This is a genomic window from Dankookia sp. P2 (genome assembly GCF_050632255.1).
GTDB lineage: Bacteria > Pseudomonadota > Alphaproteobacteria > Acetobacterales > Acetobacteraceae > Paracraurococcus.
Genome location: NZ_CP192581.1, coordinates 4394906 through 4414268 on the forward strand (window position 1 = coordinate 4394906; position 19363 = coordinate 4414268).

A 19363-nucleotide genomic window follows, 5' to 3' on the forward strand; every position below is an offset into this window, starting at 1 on the left:
AGCCCTCGGGCCTTGAAGCCTTGGGTCCTGACCGCGACGGTGGCGTTGCTGGCTTTGGCACCCCGCCTTGCCCTCGCGGCCGACACCCATGCCGGCGAGCCGGTGACGGGCATGCCGCAGCTGGCCTTCGGGCACCCCGACCAGGGGCGCTACCTGATCGCCAATATCGTCTGGCTCTTCATCATCTTCGGCGTGCTCTACTACGTCATGGCGCAGTATGCGCTGCCGGCGGTGGGCAGCGTGCTGGAGACGCGGCGGGCGCGCATCGAGGGTGACCTCGAGCAGGCGCAGGCCGCCAAGCAGCGTGCCGATGCCGCCATGGCCGAGCACCAGGCCGGGACCGCCCGGGCCCGGGCCGAGGCCCAGGCCTCCGTCGCCAATGCGGCGCAGCAGGCCCAGGCCGAGGCCGCCGCGAAGGCCGAGGTGCTGAATGCCCGGCTGAACGCGCAGATCGCCGCCGCCGAGGAGCGCATCGCCGCCTCGCGCGACAGCGCGATGGGCGCGCTGCGCAGCGTTGCCGCCGACACGGCGGAAGCGCTGGTCACCCGGCTCACCGGCCTGGCCGATCGCGCCGCGGTCGAGCAGGCGGTCGGCGCCGAACTGGCAGCGCGGGGGCGGGCCTGATGCACCACTACGAACATTTCTGGCTCGATCCCAAGTTCTGGGTCGGCGTCAGCTTCGTCATCTTCCTGCTGCTGGTCGGCCGGAAGGCCTGGGGACAGATGACCGGGATGCTCGATGCGCGCGCCGAGAAGGTGCGGGCCGAGCGGCCGAGGCCGCGCGGCTGCGCGAGGAAGCGGAGGCCATGCTGAAGCAGGCCGAAGCCGATCGCGCCGCGGCGGCCGCCGAAGCCGAGGAGATGCTGCGCCGGGCGCATGCCGAAGCGCAGCGGGTCGGCGAAGCGGCGGCGGCCGAGGCGGAAGCCGCGGCGAAGCGCCGCGAGCGGATGGCCATGGACCGGATTGCGGCGGCCGAGGCCGGTGCGGTGGCCGAGGTGCGCCAGGCGGCGGCGGAGATCGCCACCGCGGCGGCGCGCAACGTCATCGCTCAAGGCATGACGCCGGATGCGGACGCGAAGCTGATCGACGCCGCCGTCACGGACCTGCCGCGCGCCCTGCGCGCCTGAGCCCAAGCTGCGCTATCGTGGCCCCGGCCCCGCGCCGGGTGGATGGACGGGGCCTCGCGGCCCCCGTTTCGCGTTCCGGGCCCAGCTGGCTTTGCGGATCGCATCAGTCGGGATAACGTCCAGCGCCTTCAGGTGCTGGGAGATAAATCCATAATGCGACGTCTTGCCCTTGCTGCCGCGCTGCTCTGCGGAACAGCGCTCGCCATCCCGGCGCCGGCTGGCGCCCAGGTCTTCCGCTGGGCGAATGACGGCGACGTCAATCCGATGGATCCCTACGGCCGGAACGAGACCTTCCTGCTGACCTTCAACTCCAACATCTACGAGCCGCTGGTGCGGCGGAACAAGGAGATGCAGGTCGAGCCGGCGCTGGCCGCGCGCTGGGAGCAGCCCTCGCCTACCGTGTGGCGTTTCCACCTGCGCCCGGGCGTGAAGTTCTCCGACGGCACGCCCTTCACCGCCGAGGATGTGGTCTTCAGCGCCCAGCGCGTGCGCGCCCAGGGGTCCAACCTGCAGGCGGTGCTCGCCTCGGTGAAGGAGGTCCGCAAGGTCGACGATGCCACCGTCGAGATCGAGACCCTCGCACCCAACCCGATCCTGCTGCAGGAGCTGACCACCTGGGGCATCATGTCCAAGGCCTGGGCGGAGAAGAACAACGCCACCAAGCCGGCCGACCTGACCAGCAAGGAGGAAAGCTTCGCCACCCGCAACGCGATGGGCACCGGGCCTTTCCGCCTGGTCAGCCGCGAGCCCGACCGCAAGACGGTGCTCGAGCGCAATCCCGGCTGGTGGGACAAGCCGACCCACAACATCGAGCGGGCCGAGCTGAACATCATCGCCAACGATGCGACCCGCGTCGCCGCGCTGCTCTCGGGCGAGGTCGACTTCGTCTACACCGTGCCGCCTCAGGACGTGACGCGGATCGGCAATACCCAGGGCGTGCGGATCATCCAGGGGCCTGAGCTTCGGACGATCTATCTCGGCATGGACCAGCAGCGGCCGGAATTGTTGAAGAGCGACGTGAAGGGCAAGAACCCCTTCCAGGACGTCCGCGTCCGCAAGGCGATGTACCAGGCGATCGATGTCAATGCCATCCAGCGCACCGTCATGCGCGGCCAGTCGAAGCCGACCGGCCTGATGTGGGGCCCGGGCGTGAACGGCTACCTGCCGGCGGACGACACGCGCCTGCCGGTCGACATCGAGGGCGCCAAGAAGCTGCTGGCCGAGGCCGGCTACCCCAACGGCTTCGGCGTCACCATGGACTGCCCGAACGACCGCTACGTGAATGACGAGGCGATCTGCACCGCCGCCGTCTCCATGCTGGCGCGCATCGGCGTGCGGGTCACCCTGAACGCCCAGACCCGCGCCCGTTTCTTCGCCGAGGTCAACGGGCCGCGCTACAACACCAGCTTCTACATGCTGGGCTGGACCCCGGCGACCGGCGATGCGCACAACGCGATCTACAACCTGATCGCGTCCCGCGACGGCAAGGCGCGCGGCGTTTTCAACAATGGCGGCCTGACCAATGCCAGGATCGACGAGCTCACCGACCTGATCGCGGTCGAGACCGACGCGGCGAAGCGCCAGGCGATGATCTCCGAGGTCGGCAAGATCACCCGCGAGGAGGCGCTGTACATCCCGCTGCACCAGCAGCAGATCGTCTGGGCCGCGCGCAACAATGCCGAGGTGGTCCAGACCGCCGACAACTACTTCCAGCTGCGCCACGTCCGGCTGCAGACGAAGTAAGGCGGCAGGGGCCAGGGAGCAGCGCTCCCTGGCCGTTTGCGTCAGCGCTGCGCGGTCTGCACCGCCAGGAAGTTGCCGAGGCTGTCCTCCGCCACCCGCAGCCACTGGGTCTGCTCTATGCGGAAGGCGTCCCACTTCTCGTGCAGCCGCTTGAAGCGCGGGTTCTGCGCGCCGATCTCGGCGAACAACTCCTGCGACGCCTTGTAGCAGGCCTGCAGCACGTCGCGCGGGAAGGCGCGGAGCTGCGCGCCGCCGGCGATCAGGCGGCGCATCGCCGGCGGGTTCAGCACGTCGTAGCGCGCCGCCATCCAGTGCCAGCTCTCGGTGCAGGCGGCGTTCAGCACCGCCTTGTACTGCGCCGGCAGCTCCTCATAGGCCTTGGCATTGACCATCAGGTCGACCGAGGGCGAGTACTCCCACCAGCCGGGGTAGTAGTAGTAGGGCGCGATGCGGTGGAAGCCGAGCTTCTCGTCGTCATAGGGCCCGACCCATTCGGCGGCGTCGATTACCCCGCGCTCCAGCGCCGGGTAGATGTCCGGCCCGCCGAGCTGCTGCGGGATCACGCCGAGCTTCTGCAGCGCCGAGCCGCCATAGCCGGCGACGCGGAATTTCAGCCCCTTCAGGTCCTCGACGCTCTTGATCTCCTTGCGGAACCAGCCGCCCATCTGCGCGCCGGTATTGCCGGCCGGGATGCCGACCACGCCCTGGTCCCGATAGACCTCGGCATACAGATCCCGCGCGCCGCCATGGGTCAGCCAAGCCCAGTGCTGGCGGGAGGACATGCCGAAGGGCAGGCAGGTGACGATCGCCAGCGAAGGGTCCTTGCCCAGGTAGTAGTAGCCGCTGGTGAAGCCGCACTCGACATTGCCGGCGCCGACCGCGTCCAGCACCTGCAGCGCCGGCACCACCTCGCCGGGCCCGAAGACCTGGATCTGGAAGGCGCCGTCGGTCAGCTCGGAGACACGCCGGGCGATGTATTCCTGCGTGCCGAACAGGGTGTCGAGCGACTTCGGGAAGCTGCCTGGGCAGCGCCAGCGGATCCGCGGCTGGGCGGAGGCCAGGTTCGGCGTGGCGAGCGTCGCGGCGCCGGCGGCGCCGGCGGCGCCGCTTGCGATAAGGCGGCGGCGATTCATTCTGGGTGTTTCTCCCTGGGGTTGGGGGGCGGCAGATTGCGCGGAACCGCCCTGCGGCGCAACGGAGCCCTCCGCCCTCCGCCCTCCGCCCTCCGCCCTCCGCCCTCCGCCCTCCGCCCTCCGCCCCCCGCCCTCAGACGTCGGCGAAGGCGCCGCTCTGCTGCCGCCAGAGCCGGGCATAGACGCCGTCCTGCCGCAGCAGACCGGCATGGGTGCCTTCCTCGGCGATCCGGCCATGGTCCAGCACCACCAGCCGGTCCATGCGGGACAGGGTGGACAGCCGGTGGGCGATGGCGATCACCGTCTTGCCCTCCATCAGCGTCTCCAGCTGTTCCTGGATCGCCGCCTCCACCTCCGAGATCCAGCGCGCTGGTCGCCTCGTCCAGCACCAGGATGGGCGCGTCCTTCAGCAGGACCCGGGCGATGGCAACGCGCTGCCGCTGGCCGCCGGACAGCTTCACGCCGCGCTCGCCGACATGCGCGTCGTAGCCGCTGCGGCCGCGCCAGTCCGCCAGGTCACGGATGAAGGCATCGGCATGGGCGCGGGCGGCGGCGGCCTCGATCTCCGCCGTGCTCGCCTCCGGCCGGCCGTAGCGGATGTTGTCGCGGATCGAGCGGTGCAGCAGCGCGGTGTCCTGCGTCACCACGCCGATGGCGGCGCGCAGGCTCTCCAGCGTCACCCCGCTGATGTCCTGCCCGTCGATCAGGATCCGCCCCTCCTCCGGCCGGAAGAAGCCGAGCAGCAGGTTCACCAGGGTCGACTTGCCCGCGCCGGAATGGCCGACCAGCCCGACCCGCTCGCCGGGGGCCACGCGCAGCTTGAGCCCCTGGATGACCCCGGTCTCCCGCCCATAGGCGAAGCGGACCCGCTCGAAGCGGATCTCGCCTCGCGGCACCCGCAGCGCCACCGCGCCGGGTGGGTCGGGCGCGGTCGGCGGCACCGCGATGGAGTTCATGCTCTCCTGCACCACGCCCAGGTTCTCGAAGATCGAGGTGACATTGAAGGCGACCCAGCCGGAGATGTTGGCGATCTGCCAGGCCATGGGCAGCGCCGTCGCCACCGCGGCCACCTCGATGCGCCCCTGCGTCCAGAGCCAGACGGCGACCGAGGCCATCGCCGTGATCATCGCCGCGTTCAGCGTGGCAAGGGCGAAGCCGTTGAAGGTGACGAGACGCATCTGCCGCTGGAAGGCGGCCGTCAGGCCGAGCAGCCCGTCGCGGATGAACGCGTCCTCCTCCCGCGCCCGGGCGAAGAGCTTCACCGTCTGGATGTTGGTGTAGCTGTCGACGATCCGCCCGGTCAGCAGGCTGCGCTGCGCGGAGGCCTCGCGCGAGCGGTCGCGCATCCGCGGCACCAGGAAGCGCAGCAGCAGGGCATAGACCGGGAACCAGGCGAGGATCGGCAGCGCCAGCCGCCAGTCGGTCTGCGCCAGCAGCAGCACCGCGGCGGTGCCGTAGACCAGGATGTACCAGACGGCGTTGATGACCTGGACGACGCTTTCCCGCAGGGCCGGCCCGGCCTGCATCACCCGGTTGGCGATGCGGCCGGCGAAATCCTCCTGGAAGAAGGGCAGGCCCTGGCGGACCACCTGCCAGTGGCTCTGCCAGCGGATGAGCGAGGTGACGTTGCCGTTGATGCCCTGCTGGGTGATCAGGTTCTGCAGCAACAGGGCCGAGGGCCGGCCTACCAGTACCAGGGCGCCCATGCCGACCAGCACCGGCCAGGCCTCGGCCCAGAGCCGGTCCGGCGCATGGGTGGTCAGCAGGCCGATCAGCTTGCCGATCATGGTCGGGATGGCGGCATCCATCAGCGCCACCAGCAGCCCGGCAAGGAACAGCGCGACGAAGAGCGCCCGGGTCTGCTTGAGGAAGTGCCAGTAGAAACCCGGCAGGGTATGGGGCGGCGGCGTCTCCGGCACCGGGCTGCCGAGCAGGCGGCCGGCGGCCTCGCCGGGCGGCGCCACGGGGTCGATCAGGCGTTCGAACAGTCGGAAGGGGCGCAGGGGCATGCTGCAGGAACCGCCCTGCGCGCCCGCGGATCAAGCGAAATCCCGTGACGAAGCGGCGATCCGGCCGGGAACTTGCAAGGTCAACGCGGGATTCAGGGTCCGACCCTACGATGCCGAGTGCAACCCACAGGAATCAGCCGCATGCGCGACCCGTCCAATCCCATGGACCGCAACGCCGCCCTGTTCTCCGCCTCGCCTGATGGAGGCGGCGCGCGGCCGGGCGCGGACCGCGGCGCATCTCCGCGTCAGCGGCCCGGGGGCGCTGCCGATGATGCTGGCGCAGGGCTTGTTCACCGCGGTGGCGGCGCTGGCCATCCTGCGCCTGTTCCACCGTATCTGAAGCGTCAGCCGGCCGCCTGCTGGCCTTCCACCATCTCGACCGCACGGCCGAGATCGACGCTGAGCAGCCGGCTGACGCCGCGTTCCTGCATCGTCACGCCATACAGCCGGTGCATCCGCGCCATGGTCAGCGGGTGGTGCGTGACCACCAGGAAGCGCGTGCCGCTTTCCGCCGCCATGCCGTCCAGCAGGTCGCAGAGCCGCTCGACATTGGCATCGTCCAGCGGCGCGTCCACCTCGTCCAGCACGCAGACCGGCGCCGGGTGGCAGCGGAAGACCGCGAAGATGAGCGAGAGCGCCGTCAACGCCTGCTCACCGCCCGAGAGCAGCGACAGCGCCGAGAGCTTCTTGCCCGGCGGCTCGGCATAGATCTCGAGCCCGGCCTCCAGCGCATCCTCGGAGCCCACCAGCGCCAGATGCGCCCGCCCGCCCCCGAACAGCCGGCCGAACAGGGCGCGGAACTCGGTGTCCACCCGGTCGAAGACCGCGCGCAGCCGCTCGCGGCCTTCCCGGTTCAGGTGGCCGATCGAGCCGCGCAGCTTGGCGATGGCGGCGCCGATCTCCTCGCGCTCGCGGGTGATGTCGGCGACGCGGGCCTCGATCTCCGCCATCTCGACATCGGCGCGGAGGTTGACCGGGCCCATCTCCTCCCGCTCCTTCGCCAGGCGCTCCAGCTTGCGCCGGGCCTTGTCCTCGGCGGCGTCGGTCAGCTCCTCCGGCGCCGGCAGCTCGGCATTCTCGCCCAGCCGTTCCGCCACCCGGGCCTCGACCGCCTCTGCCGCGGTCGTCGCCTGCTCGGCGGCGCCCTCGGCCCGTAGCTGCGCCTCGCGCGCCGTGGCGAAGGCGGCGTCGGCTGTCCGGCGAGCCTCGCCGGCGGCCTGGCGCTCGGCCTCGGCGGCGGCGAGCGCCTGGGCGGCGGCGGCATGCGCCGCCTCCACCTCGGCGAGCGCCGTCCCGGCCTGGCGGTGGCGGGAGGCCGCGGCGTCCGGCAGCGCCGCCAGCCCGTCGCGCTCGGCCCGCGCCTCGGCAGCGCGGGCCGCAAGCGCCTCCCGCCGCCCGGCCGCGTCGGTGCGGCGGGTGGCCCAGTCGGCCTGCTCGGCGAGGGCCGCCCTCGCGGCGGGCGGCGGATGCGCTCGCGGTCGGCCCGCAGCCCGGCCAGGGCTTCCAGCGCGGCGACCTCGCCGACCCGCGCGGCGGAAAGCGCCTCGCGCGCCTGATCCACCCCGGCGCGGATCGCCGCCAGATCGGGCAGCTCGGCCTGCGCAGCGCGGGCCAGGGCCAGCGCCGCCTCGGCCTCGGCCGCCTCCGTCTCCAGCCGGGCGAGCTGCGGCGCGAGGGCCTCGATCCGGTTCTCCGCCTGGGCGGCGGCGGTGCCGAGCCGGGCGGCCTCCGCCCGGGCCGCCTGCTGCGCCGCCTCGGCCGCCGCGCGCGCCGCGCGGGCGGCGGCTTCGGTGGCGAGGCCCGCGGCCTCGCGCGCGGCGGCGTCGCGGGCCGCGGCCCGCAGCGCTTCGACGGCAGGCAGGCCGGCCATGGCGGCGCGGGCCGCCTGCAGCCGCGCCTCGGCCTCGGCCTGCTCGGTCCGCAGGCGTTCGAGCTGCGGCGCCAGGGCACCCAGCCGGCTTTCCGCCTGCGCCGCGGCGGCGGCCAGTGCGTTGGCGGCGCCGCGGCTGCGTTGCAGCCCCATCTCGGCTTCGGCGCGGGCGTCGCGGGCCTCGGCCTCGGCGGCCGCCGCAGCCGTCTCCGCCAGCGCCGCCGCGTCGTATTCCGCGATCGCCGCCTCCGGTCCCGGCAGAGTGGCCAGGGCCGTGGCGGCTGCCTCCGCGGCGGCCTCCGCCTCGGCGCATTCGGAATCGAGCGCGCGCAGCGGCGGCGCGAGCGCACCCAGCCGGCTCTCCGCCTCGGCGGTGGCGGCGGCCAGGCGGCTGGCCTCGGCCCGGGCGGCGGCGAGCCGCGCCTCGGCCGCGCGGCGGGTCTCGCGCGCGGCAGCCTCGGCGGCGGTGGCCTCGGCCTCGGCGCGCTCGGCCGCGGCGGCGCGCGGCGCGGGCCGCCTCGGTCGCGCCGCGGGCAGCTGCCAGCCGGGCCTCGGCGGCGCGCAGCCGGTTGCGCTGCTGCAGCCGGACGGCACCGGGATTGGGCGCATCGGCCCGGGCGGTATGGCCGTCCCAGCGCCAGACCGCGCCGTCGCGGGCCACCACGGCCTGGCCCGGGGCCAGCGCCGATTGCAGCGCGGCGCCGTCGCCGCCCTCCGGCAGCAGGCCGACCTGGGACAGGGCGCGGGCCAGCGCCTGGGGCGCCTGGACCAGCGCGGCCAGCGGCTGCAGGCCGGCGGGCAGGGCAGGGGCGCGGCGAAGGGCGGCAGGGCGCGCCAGTGGCGGGCGGCGGCAGGGTCGCCCGGGCTGTCCAGCGCCTCGCCCAGCGCGGCGCCGAGCGCGGCTTCCAGCCCGGCCGGGACGGCGACCGCATCCAGGATCGGCGGCGCGGCGCTGCCGGTCGTCTCCCCAGCGGCCAGCGTCTCGCCCAGCGCCTGCGCCTCGGCAGCGGCGCGGGCGGCGGCACCCTCCGCCTCGGCGGCGGCGGTGCGGGCGGCACCGTGGCCGGTCGCGGCGGCGGTGCGGGCGGCCTCGGCCTCGGTCACGGCGGACAGCGCGGCGGCCAGCGCCGCCTCGGACGCCGCGGCTTCCGCCTGCGCGGCGACCAGGGCTTCCGCCGGCAGCAGCGCCCCTCGGCGGCGGCGAGCTGGCTCGCCAGCCGGCTGCGTTGGGCGCGGGCCTGCTCGGCGCGCTGGGACGCGGCGGCTGCCTCGGCGGCGGCGCGCTGCCGCGCCGCCTCGGCATCGGCGATGCGGCGCCGGGCGGCGGCATGCGCCTCGCGCGCCGCGGCGCGGTCGGCCTCGGCCCGCTCCAGCGTGGCGCGGCAGGTGGCGAGCTCGGCCTCAGCCGCGGCGGCGGTGGCCTGTGCGGCGGCCAGTCGCTCGGCTGGCACCTGCGCGGCCGACGCGGCGGCATGGTCGCGGGCGATCGCCGCGTGCTGCGCGGCGATCCGGCTGGCGCGCTGCTCGGCCTCGGCCAGGGCGGCGCCGGCACGGCCGGCCTCGGCTTCGGCGGTGCTGGCCTCGCGCCGGGCCGCGGCATGGGCTTCCTGGGCGGCGGCGCGGGCCGCCTCGGCCTCGGCCAGCGCCATGCGGGCGGCGGTGAAATCCTGCTCGGCCGCGCGGGCCGCAGCCTCGGCCGCGACGACGCGCTCCGGGGCGATCCGCGTCGCCAGCGCCGCCGCGTGCTCCGCGGCCAGGGCGGTCCTTTGCCCGCCGAGCCGGCGGGCGCGCTGCCCGGCCGCGTCCAGCTCCTGCCCGGCGGCATTCACCCGGGCTGCCAGCGCGGCGGCTTCCTCGGTCGCCAGGTTGGCGGCGCGCTCGGCGCTGCGGGCCGCCTCGGCAGCCTCCTGCAGCGCCGCCTCGGCCGCGTCCAGCCGGCCGGGCAGGCTGGCCGCCGCGGAGTCCAGCCCGGCCTGCTCGGCCGCCAGCCGGCGCTCGGCGGCGGCGGCATCGGCCTCGACGCCTTCCGCATGGGCAAGATCGCGCTCGATCTGGGCGAGCCGCGCCTCGGCCGCCTCGAGCGCCTCGCGGGCCCGGCGCTCCTCGGCCTCAAGGCCTTCCGACTCGACGCGCCGGCGCTCCAGCGCGGTGCGCGTGCGGGCCTCGGTCTCGCGCAGCCCCATCGGGCCGGGGGCCAGGGCCTTCTCCGCCTCGAAGCTGCGGATCGCGGCGGCTTCCGCCGCGGATTCAGCGCGGCGGGTGGTGGCAGCGGCGGCGTCGAAGGCGGCGCGGGCGACGGCAAGCGCCGCCCCGGCGCGGCGCGCGCAGCAGCGCCAGCCACTCGGCCTCGGCCTGCCGCACCAAGCCGGACAGGTTGCGGTAGCGGTTGGCCTGCCGGGCCTGGCGCTGCAGCGAGCCGCGCTGCACGTCGAGCTGGCCGAGCAGGTCCTCGGCCCGGGTCAGGTTCGCCTCGGCCTGGCGCAGCTTGAGCTCGGCCTCATGCCGGCGAGCCCGCAGGCCGCTGATGCCGGCCGCTTCCTCGAGCACCTGCCGGCGCTCCTCGGGCTTGGCGCCGATCATGGCGGCGACCTTGCCCTGGCTGACCATGGCCGAGGCCCGGGCGCCGGAGCCGATATCGGCGAACATGGTCTGGACGTCGCGCGCCCGGACCTCCCGCCCGTTCACCCGGAAGGAGGATCCCTCGCCGCGGGCGATCTTGCGGACGATCTCGAGATCCTCGGCCTCGGCATGCGGCGGCGGGGCGAGGCCGGCGGCTTCCTCGAGGTACAAGGTGACCTCGGCCAGGTTGCGGCCCGGCCGGGTCGCCGTGCCGGCGAAGATCACGTCCTCCATCTCGCCGCCGCGCATCGACCGGGCGGAGGTCTCGCCCATCGCCCAGCGCAGCGCCCTCGACCACGTTCGACTTGCCGCAGCCATTCGGGCCGACGATGCCGGTCAGGCCGGGCAGCACCTCGACCACCGTGGTCTCGGCGAAGCTCTTGAAGCCGGCGATGCGCAGCCGGGCCAGGGTCGCGCGCAGGGCGGCGCGGGCCGCCTCCGGCGAGGCCGCCTCGGCAGCGGTATCCGCGGCCGCGACCTCCGGGCCCGCGGCGAGGTCCTCGCTCAAACCGGCCGCACTTCCAGGACCAGTTGCTGGAACCGGTCGAAGGGCATGTTGCCGGACTGGTTGCGGATGGTGCCGCCGCCCTGGAAGGAGAAGCTCGGCGTGGCCTGCACGCTGAATTCCTTCTCCGCGGCCATGCGCTGCTCGAGGATAGCGCGCTTCAGCGCCTCGTCCGCCACCACCTGGTCGTATTGCGCCTTCGCCATGCCGGCCAGCGCCGCCATCTTGCCGAGCTTGACCAGCGGGTCGCCGCGGGTGAAGGCCCAGCGGTCCTGGCTGGAGAGCAGCGCGCCGATGAATCCCCTCATAGCGCTCGGCCGGCAGGGAGCGTGCCACCGCGGCGGCGGTGAGCGCGATTTGGTCGAGCGGGAAGTCGCGCCAGATCAGGCGGATGGCGCCGCGCTCCACCAGGTCCCGCTTCACCCGGGGAAAGGTGTCCCGGTGAAAGGCGGCGCAGTGGCTGCAGGTGAGCGAGAAGAACTCGATCACCTTCACCGGGGCGCCCGGGTTGCCGATGCCGCGTTCGGAAAGGCGCGGGTCCGTGGCCTGGGCACGGGCGGCCAGCGGGGCGGCCGCGAGGGCGGTGGCGGCGAGCAGGGTACGGCGGGGCAGGCGCATGCGGCCTCCATCGGGGTCTGGCATCGACTCCGCCCGCGGCGGGCGGTCAGGAGCGATCCTGATAGACGCCCCGGCCGAGCTTTGCCAGCGCCGCGCGCAATTCCTCCCCCGGAACCCTGGCCACGGCCTGCTCGACCGGGGCGGGGAGGGGGCATCGGGGGCCGGCCTAGCCACCGGCGCGGGCGGGACAGGGCCTGCTGCACGAAGCGCAGCCGCTCCACCATTGGCTTGCCTAAGTGCGCGTTGATCCGGGCGATGAGCTGCGGCGCCAGATGGGTCAGCTCCATCGCCACCGGGCCGGCGCAGGCGATGGTCAGCGTGCCGGCGGCGAAGCGCAGCGGGGTGGTGACGGCCGCGAGCGCCGGCCCGACCACCCCGGGCCAGTCGGCCATCAGCTGGGCGCCGGCCGGGCTGCGCTTGCGGAAGACCGGCTTCGTCAACGCCGGGATCAGCGCGCCGAGCGGCCGCGGGCCATAGGGCGAACGGGCGGGGATGAAGCCGCCGGCTTTGTCGCTATCCTTGGCCATATGCCCGCCCTTCCCCCGCTGCTTCACTGCTGTCCTGGTATGACCGCCACCGTCGCGTGCTGCCCTTCCGCAGCCGGGGCAACCGGCCCGACCCATATCAGGTCTGGCTGTCCGAGGTGATGCTGCAGCAGACCACGGTCGCCGCCGTAGGGCCACGCTTCGACCGGTTCCTCGCGCGCTTCCCGACGGTGGCGGCGCTGGCGGCCGCCCCCGAGGCGGCGGTGATGGAGGAGTGGGCCGGGCTTGGCTACTACGCCCGGGCCCGCAACCTGCACGCCTGCGCCCGGCTGGTGGCCGCCGCCGGCGACTTCCCCGAGGAGGTGGAGGGGCTGCGGGCGCTGCCGGGGATCGGCGCCTATACCGCCGCCGCGGTCGCGGCGATCGCCTTCGACCAGCCGGTGGTGCCGGTGGACGGCAATGTGGAGCGGGTGGTGGCGCGGCTGACGGCCGAGACGGCACCGCTTCCAGGGGCGAAGCCGCGGCTCGCGGCGCTGGCCGGGGGCTTCATGGCGGATGCCGAGGCCCGGGCGCGGCCCGGCGACTTCGCCCAGGCGCTGTTCGACCTCGGCGCCACCATCTGCACCCCACGGGCACCGGCCTGCGCCCTCTGCCCCTGGCGGGAGGGCTGTGCGGCGCAGCGCCAGGGAATCCAGGAAAGCCTGCCGGCCAAGACGCCGAAGCGGGCGCGGCCGCTGCGGCACGGGATGCATTTCCTGCTGACCGATGCCGCCGGCCAGGTCCTGCTGCGGCGCCGGCCGCCGCGGGGCTGCTGGGCGGCATGCTGGAAGTGCCCGGCACGCCCTGGCGCGAGGCGCCCTGGACAGCTGGGAGAGGCGGAGGAGTTCGCCCCCGTGCCGGGGCTGGCCTGGCGCCTTGTGCCGGGCACTGCCCGGCACGGCTTCACCCATTTCGAGCTGGAGATGCTGCTGCTGTCCGCCAGTCTGCCGCGGCTCGTGCCGCCCGCCGGGATGGAGGCGCGCCCCTGGCCGAGGCCGGCGGCGCGCTGCCTACGGTGATGCGGAAACTGCTCGATCTGGCGGGCTGAGGCCGGCGGCGGCGGCCCGAGCCATGGCGTCCCGGTCCTGGATGGACTGGTTCCTGGCGGGCTGGCGCCTGCCGCCGATCTCGGCCAGCAGCACCACGCCGAGGCAGACCAGCGCCAGACCGGCGATCTTCGTCGGCGACAATGTCTCGTGGAACAGCAGCAGGCCGAACAGCGTGGCGGAGACGTAGGAGACCGCGGTGCAGGGCGCGGCGACCGACATCGGGATGCGGCGCAGCGCCACCACGTAGAACATCGTGCCGCTGCCGTAGCAGCAGAGCCCGACCAGGGTCTGCCAGCGCAGCAACTGCGCCAGCAGGCTGGCGATCAGGTCGTGTTCCATCGGCGGCAGGCCGCTGGCGCCGAGCTTCAGCAGCACCTGTCCCGCCTGGGACGCGATGATGGCGATCACCAGCGCCGCCCAGTGCTGGGCGGCCGGTGCTTCCTGGTTCGCGGGGGACACGCAACTCTCCGATTCAGTGCTGTCAATATGTCGTCCTTCGCATCCTGGCGGCGGACACGAAGGCGTTGTAACGGCGGCTCAAATTGCCGGAATAAGCGAAAGGTGATGCCGTCGCCACACTTGCGAACGCGCCGCCCGCAACAAGCCGCATGACACCGTTGCGCGAGCATCGCCTTGCCGACGATCCGTTTATTCGCCGGCGCACCCCTGCCACGGCATGGTGCGCCCGGCAAGCGGAGCGGAGCGGCATGGCTGGCAAGCCCTGGCGGCATGGTGACATGGCACAGTGCTGGATGGTGCGATGAGCGGACGGCTGATGGACCGCGATGGATTCGCCGCGGCGGCGCCGGCGATCGGCGAGCGCACCACATATATGGCCCTGGCGGCGCTGACCCTGGCGGCGCTGGCGCTGAAGCTGTTCCGCATCGATGCCGCGTCCTACTGGGCGGATGAGCTTGTTCAGCGTCTTCTGGGTGCGCGAGAGCCTGGGCTTCCTCTGGAGCGCCCAGGCCTTCGAGGTCGAGACCACGCCGCCGCTCTACTACACCCTGCTGAAGCCCTGGGCGGCGGCCTTCGGGTCGAGCGAACTCGCCATCCGGTCCTTCTCCGCGCTGCTCTCGGCGGCGACGATCCCGCTGGTCTGGCGGCTGGCACGGGAATTCGCCGGGCCGGGCACGGCGCTGCTGGCGGCGGCGATCTTCGCGCTCAATCCGATGCAGATGCAGTTCGCGCAGGAGGCGCGCGCCTATGCGCTGATCCCGGCGCTCTACTGCCTCGCGCTGCTGGGGCTGGTGCGGTTCTGCCGCGCGGCGCCGGCGCGGCGGGGCCAGGCACTTGCGCTTTACGGCGTCGCCGCGCTGGGATTGGTCTATGCGCATGCGACCTCGGCCTTCACCCTGGCGGCGCTGAACCTCTGCGCCGGCTTCTGGCTGCTGCAGGCGCGCGCTGGTTGGGCACCGCTGCTGCGGCTGGCGGCGGTGGATGCGGCGGTGGTGCTGCTGGCAATCCCCGAGATCCGTGCGATCCTGGCGCAGGCCGGCCGCTACGACATCGCCTGGATCGAGAGGCCGGACCTGGTCGGCCTGTTCAACCTGGCCAATACGCTGCTGGTCGACCCGATCTTCGCGCTGCGCTTCCGCATCGCCAGCATCATCTCTGTGGTCGTGCTGGCGCTGTTCGGCTGGGCATTGTGGCGGGCGCGGCCGGGGCGGCTGGCCTGGGTCTTCCTGGCGGCGCCGGCGGCGCTGTTCCTGGCGATGACGCTGGGGACGAGCCTGCTCGCCTCGCCCTTCTTCATCCCGCGGATCGCGGTCTTCGTCCCGGTTCCGGTCGCCATCCTGATGGCCATGGCGCTGGTCTCCGCCCGGCCGCCGGCCTGGCTGCGCGGCGGCTTCGCGCTGGCGCTGGTGGTGGCGACCGGGCTCGGCCTGCACGGCATCCTGACGGTGACGCCGCAGATCAAGGAGGATTGGCGCGGGCTCGGCGCCGCGCTCGGGCCGCGCTCGGCGCGCGCGACGTCGTGGCGCTCGGGCCGCGGACCAACATGCTGGGCCTCGGCTACTACCTCGACGGGCTGAAGCAGGACCGCTGGCAGCCGGATGGCGCGCCGCTGATCCCGCTGGCGCCCTTCGCGCCGCAGGGCATGACGGAGGCCGAGCGGGTGCCGGATGCGCGGATCGCCGAATGGGTGCGGCAGGGCAAGCGGGTCTGGCTGGTGCTGAACCCGCGCGACGGGGACCTGCTGACGCAACAGGCGATGGGGCTGGTGCCGGGGCAGGTGCCGCGGCTCGACCGGCGGCATGCGATGCTGACGGTGCTGGTCTGGGACGGCGCGCCCTGAGGGTGGCCGCATCCATTTTGTGAGTCCGGCACTCGCCGCGCGGCGCGCCCGACTCACGAAAGGACGGGTGGGGCCTGGGGAGGGAATGCCTTTTTCCCTCCCCAGCCTTCCTACGCCTCCTCCATCCCCGCCACCGCCAGGATGGTCGCCAGGCTGGCCGACATGCCGCGCAGGCTCTCCACCGGCTCGACATCGATCCACTCCTCCAGCGAATGCGCCCGGCCGCCGCGGCCGCCCGAGCCGATCTTCACCGCCGGGATGCCGAGGCTCATCGGGATGTTGGCATCGGTCGATGAGTATTCGTGCCGCGGCGTGTAGCCACGTGCCGCGACCGCGGCGGTGGCGAGCTGGACGATGTCGGCGTCCGGCGTGGTATGGCCGGCCGGGCGGTCGCCGATCGGGGTTATCTCGGTGACGATGGCGCCCTCCCGCGTCGAGCGGGCGGCATTCTCGGCCGCGGTCGCGCCCTCGACGCCGGCGAGGAACTCGGCTTCCAGCCGGGCGAGCTCCGCCGCCGACTGGCTGCGCAGGTCGACCTCCATCCAGACCTCGTTCGGGATGGCGTTCACCGAGGTGCCGCCGCCCATGACGCTGGCGCAATGCGTGGTCTGCGGCGCATCCGGTGCCGCCAGTCCGGCCAGCGTCAGCATGGCGCGGGCCATGGCATAGGCCGGGTTGACCAGGCCGAAGGCGGCGAAGCTGTGGCCGCCGGGGCCGCGGAAGGTGACGCGGTAGCGCTTGCTGCCGATGCCGCCGGTGACGATGCGGTCCACCTCCGGGCTGTCCACGGTGAAGAAGGCATCGACCTTGTCGCGGTGGCGGCCCTCGAGGAAGAAGTGCCGCACGCCGCGCAGGTCGCCGAGTCCTTCCTCCCCACATCGCCGAGGAAGAGGATGTCGCTGCGGGTGCGGATGCCGGCGGCGTCCATGGCGCGGAGGAAGGCGAGGTTGACCGCGAGGCTGCGGGTATCGTCGCCGACGCCGGGAGCATACAGCTTCGTCCCCTCCCGCCGCACCCGCACGTCGGTGCCGGCGGGGAAGACGGTGTCGAGATGCGCGGCGACCACCACGGTCCGGCCGTTCCCGCTGCCGCGGCGGCGGCCCATCACGTTGCCGATCGCGTCCCGCTCCACCTCCTCCAGCCCATGGGCGCGGAGCATCTCCAGGTAGGCCGCGGCGCGGCGCTCCTCGGCGAAGGGCGGGGAGGGGATCTCGGTCAGGGTGACGATGTCGGCGACGGTGCGGTCGTGCTCGCGTGTCATCGTGGCGACGGCGTCGCGGAAACGCGGATCGGCGAGGATGCGGGCGATGGTCGCTGCGGCGGTCATGGCGTTTCCCGTGAGGCGTGCGCGCGCAGTCCTGCGCGCCGCGCGGCCGGCGTCAAGCAGGGAGGAGGCACGAGATGCCGGGACGGCGGGCGGTGCTGGCGGGGCTGGCGGCAGCGGGGCTGGCGCCCGGCATGGTCTCGGCCCGGGCATCCCTGGGATCGTTCCGCCGCGGCGACTTCGACATGGTGGGCGTCTTCGACATCGACTGGCTGGACGAGCCGCGCATGGTCCGGATGCTGGATGCCATGGCGGCCTCGCCCGGGGCCTTCGGCGCGGTCCGGGTCTTCGGCGTGCTGAATGCGGGGCAGCGGGAGGCGACCTTCCCGGTGAGCAGCGGCGGCACCTGGCCGGCCCCCGAGGCACCGATGGACTTCGCCGCGCCGCTCGCGGCGCTGGAGGCGCTGGTCTCGCGCGGGCTGGTGCCCTTCCTGCCGCTGGCCTTCTTCCCCGCCGCGGTCGCGCCCCGGCCGATCGACCCGCCGGCGGAGTTCACCCGCTGGCAGGCGCTGGTGCGCGGCTTCCTCGATGCCGCGGTGGCGCGGTTCGGGGCGGCCGAAGTCGCACGCTGGTGGCTGGAGGTCTGGAACGAGCCGAACATGCCGCCCTTCTGGGCCGGCGACTTCGACCGCTACCTCGACCTCTATCGCGCCACCGCGGTGGCGGTGCGCGACGGCGGCCATGCGGTGCGGCTCGGCGGCCCGGTGATCGCCTGGATGCCGGAGGAGGGCCCGCGGCTGATGCGCCGCTTCCTCGAATTCCTGCGCGACGCGCCGGACCTGCCATGCGACTTCCTCAGCTACCACCGCAAGGGGGTCTGGGTGGAGGCGGAGGGCGCGCCGCGCATGGCCCGGCTGGTCGAGGCCGCGGAGGCCACGGCCGCCATGGCCCGGGCGCTGGTGCCCGGGCGCCGCCTCGACCTGGTGAACGACGAGGCCGACATGAAGGTCGGCTTCGACGCCCCCTATGCGCCACGGCTCGACGAGCGCTTCCCGTCCTGGCTGGCGGCCTCGGCCATTGCCCACGCTGCGCTCTCGCTGCGGCACGGACAGCGCGTCCTGGCGGCGGCGGACAATGCCAACCAGCACCTGGTGCGGGCGCCCTTCGATGGCCGCCGCGCGCTGTTCACACGGACGGATGCCGGTCCGGCGGACCTGCTGAAGCTGCCGGTCTTCGGCTTCTACGAGATGCTGCGGCTGCTGGGCGACCGGGTGCTGGAGATCGAGGCTGGGCCCGAGCTGTACCGTATGACCACCACCGGCGAGGCGGGCATCGCGGCGCTGCTGACCCTGCAGGAGGGCGCGGCGCGGCGGCTGCGCTGGGTGGTGCAGGACATCGCCTGGCCGCGGGTGAACCTGGCCGTGTTCCGCATCGACGGCCGGCTTTCCAACGCCTTCGCCGCGGCGGGGCGCGCGATGCCCGGCCGCATCGACGCCGCAGCGGCACGGCGGCTGCGCCCGGTGGCGGAACTTGGCGTGCAGGCGCCGCTGCGCGCCGGCTTCGCGCCGCGAGACGGGCGTGTGGCGCTCGACCTCGAGCTCGCCGCATGCGACGCTGCTGGTCTGGCTGACGCCCTTCGACCCGGCGCCGCCCGCGGCACCGGCGGGGCTGCGTGCCGAGGCGCGCGGCGACGACCTGCTGCTGCGCTGGCGGCCGGACCGGTCCCCCAGCTTCTACGGCTACGAACTCCATCGCCGGGCCGGCACCGGGCCGTGGCGCCGCATTGCGCCACTGCCCTTGCGCGCCGCCGAATGGACGGACACGGCGCCACCGGCCGGCCCGCTGGAATACCGCCTGCGCAGCCTCTCCGCCTCCGGCCTCCGCGGCGCGGCCGTCGTCCTCCGCCGCTGACCCTGGACCTGCGGAGGCGCCTGCCCATCTCTGGCGGCGATGAAGGAATGCCGCGCATGCTGCCACGCCTGCTCTCCGCCGCCTCGGCTTTGCTGCTCGGCGCCTGCTCGGTGATCGGGGTGCGGTCGGGGACGGAGGAGCCGCGCTTCGAGGTGATCGGCCAGCAGGGCCCGGTGGAGATCCGCCGCTATGCCCCGCGCCTCGCGGCCGAGACCACCGTCGCCGACGCCGCCGAGGAGGCGGCGCGCCGCGAGGGCTTCCGCCGCCTCGCCGGCTTCATCTTCGGGGCGAATCGCGGCCAGGCGAGGATCGCCATGACCGCGCCGGTCGCACAATCCCCGGAACGCATCGCCATGACCGCCCCGGTGGTGCAGGAGGCCGCGGCGGAGGGCTGGACCATCCGCTTCTTCATGCCGGCCCGCTACACGCACGAGACCCTGCCGCAGCCCGAGGATGCGCGCGTGACGATCGTCGAGGTGCCGGCCGCGACCATGGCCGTGCTGCGCTACAGCGGCATACCCAGTGCCTCCACTGTCGCCACCCGGCGCGCCGCGCTGCTGGCGGCGCTGCGGGACGGCCCCTGGCAGCCGGCCGGCGCGGCGGAGGACTGGTTCTACGACCCGCCCTGGACCCTGCCGCCGCTGCGGCGGAACGAGGCGGTGGTGCCGGTCACGCCGCGCTGACCCGGCGGCG

General features: G+C 73.9%; 18 protein-coding genes and 3 pseudogenes. 9 read left to right on the forward strand and 12 right to left on the reverse strand.

Annotated elements, in window-relative coordinates:
* The first annotated feature begins 12 nt into the window (after positions 1-12).
* The 4 genes from ACQ86J_RS26045 to ACQ86J_RS26060 all read left to right on the forward strand — a co-directional run bounded on the left by ACQ86J_RS26045 (position 13) and on the right by ACQ86J_RS26060 (position 2869).
* Positions 13-624 carry a F0F1 ATP synthase subunit B' gene (locus ACQ86J_RS26045; RefSeq protein WP_431267816.1) on the forward strand — a complete coding sequence of 204 codons (612 nt, stop codon included), beginning with the start codon at positions 13-15 and terminating at the stop codon, positions 622-624.
* On the forward strand, positions 624-812 hold the full coding sequence (locus ACQ86J_RS26050) for a hypothetical protein (protein WP_431267817.1): 189 nt from the start codon (positions 624-626) through the stop codon (positions 810-812). The genes ACQ86J_RS26045 and ACQ86J_RS26050 overlap by 1 nt, the downstream gene beginning before the upstream one ends.
* Complete coding sequence (locus ACQ86J_RS26055; protein ID WP_431267818.1) at positions 806-1126, forward strand: hypothetical protein; 321 nt, start codon at positions 806-808, stop codon at positions 1124-1126. Before ACQ86J_RS26050 ends, ACQ86J_RS26055 begins: the two co-directional genes overlap by 7 nt.
* Before the next feature lie 153 nt (positions 1127-1279).
* On the forward strand, positions 1280-2869 hold the full coding sequence (locus ACQ86J_RS26060) for an ABC transporter substrate-binding protein (protein WP_431267819.1): 1590 nt from the start codon (positions 1280-1282) through the stop codon (positions 2867-2869).
* A gap of 41 nt (positions 2870-2910) precedes the next feature.
* On the opposite strand, the gene ACQ86J_RS26065 is transcribed toward ACQ86J_RS26060, so the two are convergent.
* Together ACQ86J_RS26065 and ACQ86J_RS26070 are read right to left on the reverse strand one after the other, a co-directional pair.
* A complete protein-coding gene (locus tag ACQ86J_RS26065; protein ID WP_431267820.1) occupies positions 2911-4002 on the reverse strand; it encodes a TRAP transporter substrate-binding protein in 1092 nt (363 codons plus the stop codon).
* Positions 3999-6011: an ABC transporter ATP-binding protein gene (locus tag ACQ86J_RS26070; protein ID WP_431267821.1), complete on the reverse strand. Its 2013-nt coding sequence runs from the start codon at positions 6009-6011 to the stop codon at positions 3999-4001. Before ACQ86J_RS26070 ends, ACQ86J_RS26065 begins: the two co-directional genes overlap by 4 nt.
* Positions 6012-6210: 199 nt before the next feature.
* Between ACQ86J_RS26070 and ACQ86J_RS26075 the strand changes: the two genes are divergently transcribed.
* Positions 6211-6351, forward strand: a complete 141-nt coding sequence (locus tag ACQ86J_RS26075; RefSeq protein ID WP_431267822.1) for a hypothetical protein — start codon at positions 6211-6213, stop codon at positions 6349-6351.
* A 4-nt stretch (positions 6352-6355) separates the two neighbouring features.
* Here ACQ86J_RS26075 and ACQ86J_RS26080 read toward each other — a convergent pair.
* The 7 genes and pseudogenes from ACQ86J_RS26080 to ACQ86J_RS26110 all read right to left on the reverse strand — a co-directional run.
* Positions 6356-7372: pseudogene (locus ACQ86J_RS26080) on the reverse strand (hypothetical protein); the annotation flags it as partial.
* 1609 nt (positions 7373-8981) lie between these two features.
* Positions 8982-10064: a hypothetical protein gene (locus ACQ86J_RS26085; RefSeq protein WP_431267823.1), complete on the reverse strand. Its 1083-nt coding sequence runs from the start codon at positions 10062-10064 to the stop codon at positions 8982-8984.
* A gap of 64 nt (positions 10065-10128) precedes the next feature.
* Entirely contained in the window at positions 10129-10773 is a 645-nt protein-coding gene (locus tag ACQ86J_RS26090; protein ID WP_431267824.1) for a hypothetical protein, read from the reverse strand.
* Positions 10774-10816: 43 nt separating this feature from the next.
* A pseudogene (locus ACQ86J_RS26095) lies at positions 10817-10861 on the reverse strand (hypothetical protein); the annotation flags it as partial.
* A gap of 143 nt (positions 10862-11004) precedes the next feature.
* The gene (locus ACQ86J_RS26100) at positions 11005-11313 is read right to left on the reverse strand and encodes a DsbA family protein (protein ID WP_431267825.1); all 309 of its coding nucleotides are present in this window, start codon (positions 11311-11313) and stop codon (positions 11005-11007) included.
* A gap of 61 nt (positions 11314-11374) precedes the next feature.
* A pseudogene (locus ACQ86J_RS26105) lies at positions 11375-11500 on the reverse strand (thioredoxin domain-containing protein); the annotation flags it as partial.
* Complete coding sequence (locus ACQ86J_RS26110) at positions 11497-12150, reverse strand: DciA family protein (protein ID WP_431267826.1); 654 nt, start codon at positions 12148-12150, stop codon at positions 11497-11499. The pseudogene ACQ86J_RS26105 and the gene ACQ86J_RS26110, both read right to left, overlap by 4 nt.
* A 56-nt stretch (positions 12151-12206) precedes the next feature.
* On the opposite strand from ACQ86J_RS26110, the gene ACQ86J_RS26115 reads away from it, so the two are divergent.
* Complete coding sequence (locus ACQ86J_RS26115; RefSeq protein ID WP_431267827.1) at positions 12207-13166, forward strand: A/G-specific adenine glycosylase; 960 nt, start codon at positions 12207-12209, stop codon at positions 13164-13166.
* On the opposite strand, the gene ACQ86J_RS26120 is transcribed toward ACQ86J_RS26115, so the two are convergent.
* Positions 13158-13655 (reverse strand): DMT family transporter, encoded by a 498-nt coding sequence (locus tag ACQ86J_RS26120; RefSeq protein ID WP_431267828.1) that lies wholly within the window; start codon positions 13653-13655, stop codon positions 13158-13160. The two genes, ACQ86J_RS26115 and ACQ86J_RS26120, sit on opposite strands and share 9 nt — an antisense overlap.
* A 449-nt stretch (positions 13656-14104) precedes the next feature.
* Here ACQ86J_RS26120 and ACQ86J_RS26125 point away from each other — a divergent pair, with 449 nt between their 5' ends.
* Both ACQ86J_RS26125 and ACQ86J_RS26130 read left to right on the forward strand, forming a co-directional pair.
* Entirely contained in the window at positions 14105-15232 is a 1128-nt protein-coding gene (locus ACQ86J_RS26125) for a glycosyltransferase family 39 protein (protein ID WP_431267829.1), read from the forward strand.
* Complete coding sequence (locus tag ACQ86J_RS26130; RefSeq protein ID WP_431267830.1) at positions 15199-15495, forward strand: hypothetical protein; 297 nt, start codon at positions 15199-15201, stop codon at positions 15493-15495. Before ACQ86J_RS26125 ends, ACQ86J_RS26130 begins: the two co-directional genes overlap by 34 nt.
* A gap of 110 nt (positions 15496-15605) precedes the next feature.
* Here ACQ86J_RS26130 and ACQ86J_RS26135 read toward each other — a convergent pair whose 3' ends face one another.
* Positions 15606-16244, reverse strand: coding sequence for a peptidase dimerization domain-containing protein (locus ACQ86J_RS26135; RefSeq protein ID WP_431272536.1), 639 nt, complete (start codon positions 16242-16244; stop codon positions 15606-15608).
* Positions 16139-16822 (reverse strand): M20/M25/M40 family metallo-hydrolase, encoded by a 684-nt coding sequence (locus ACQ86J_RS26140; protein WP_431267831.1) that lies wholly within the window; start codon positions 16820-16822, stop codon positions 16139-16141. Before ACQ86J_RS26140 ends, ACQ86J_RS26135 begins: the two co-directional genes overlap by 106 nt.
* A gap of 74 nt (positions 16823-16896) precedes the next feature.
* On the opposite strand from ACQ86J_RS26140, the gene ACQ86J_RS26145 reads away from it, so the two are divergent.
* Positions 16897-19353 carry a heme-binding protein gene (locus tag ACQ86J_RS26145; protein ID WP_431267832.1) on the forward strand — a complete coding sequence of 819 codons (2457 nt, stop codon included), beginning with the start codon at positions 16897-16899 and terminating at the stop codon, positions 19351-19353.
* The last annotated feature ends 10 nt before the right edge of the window (positions 19354-19363 follow it).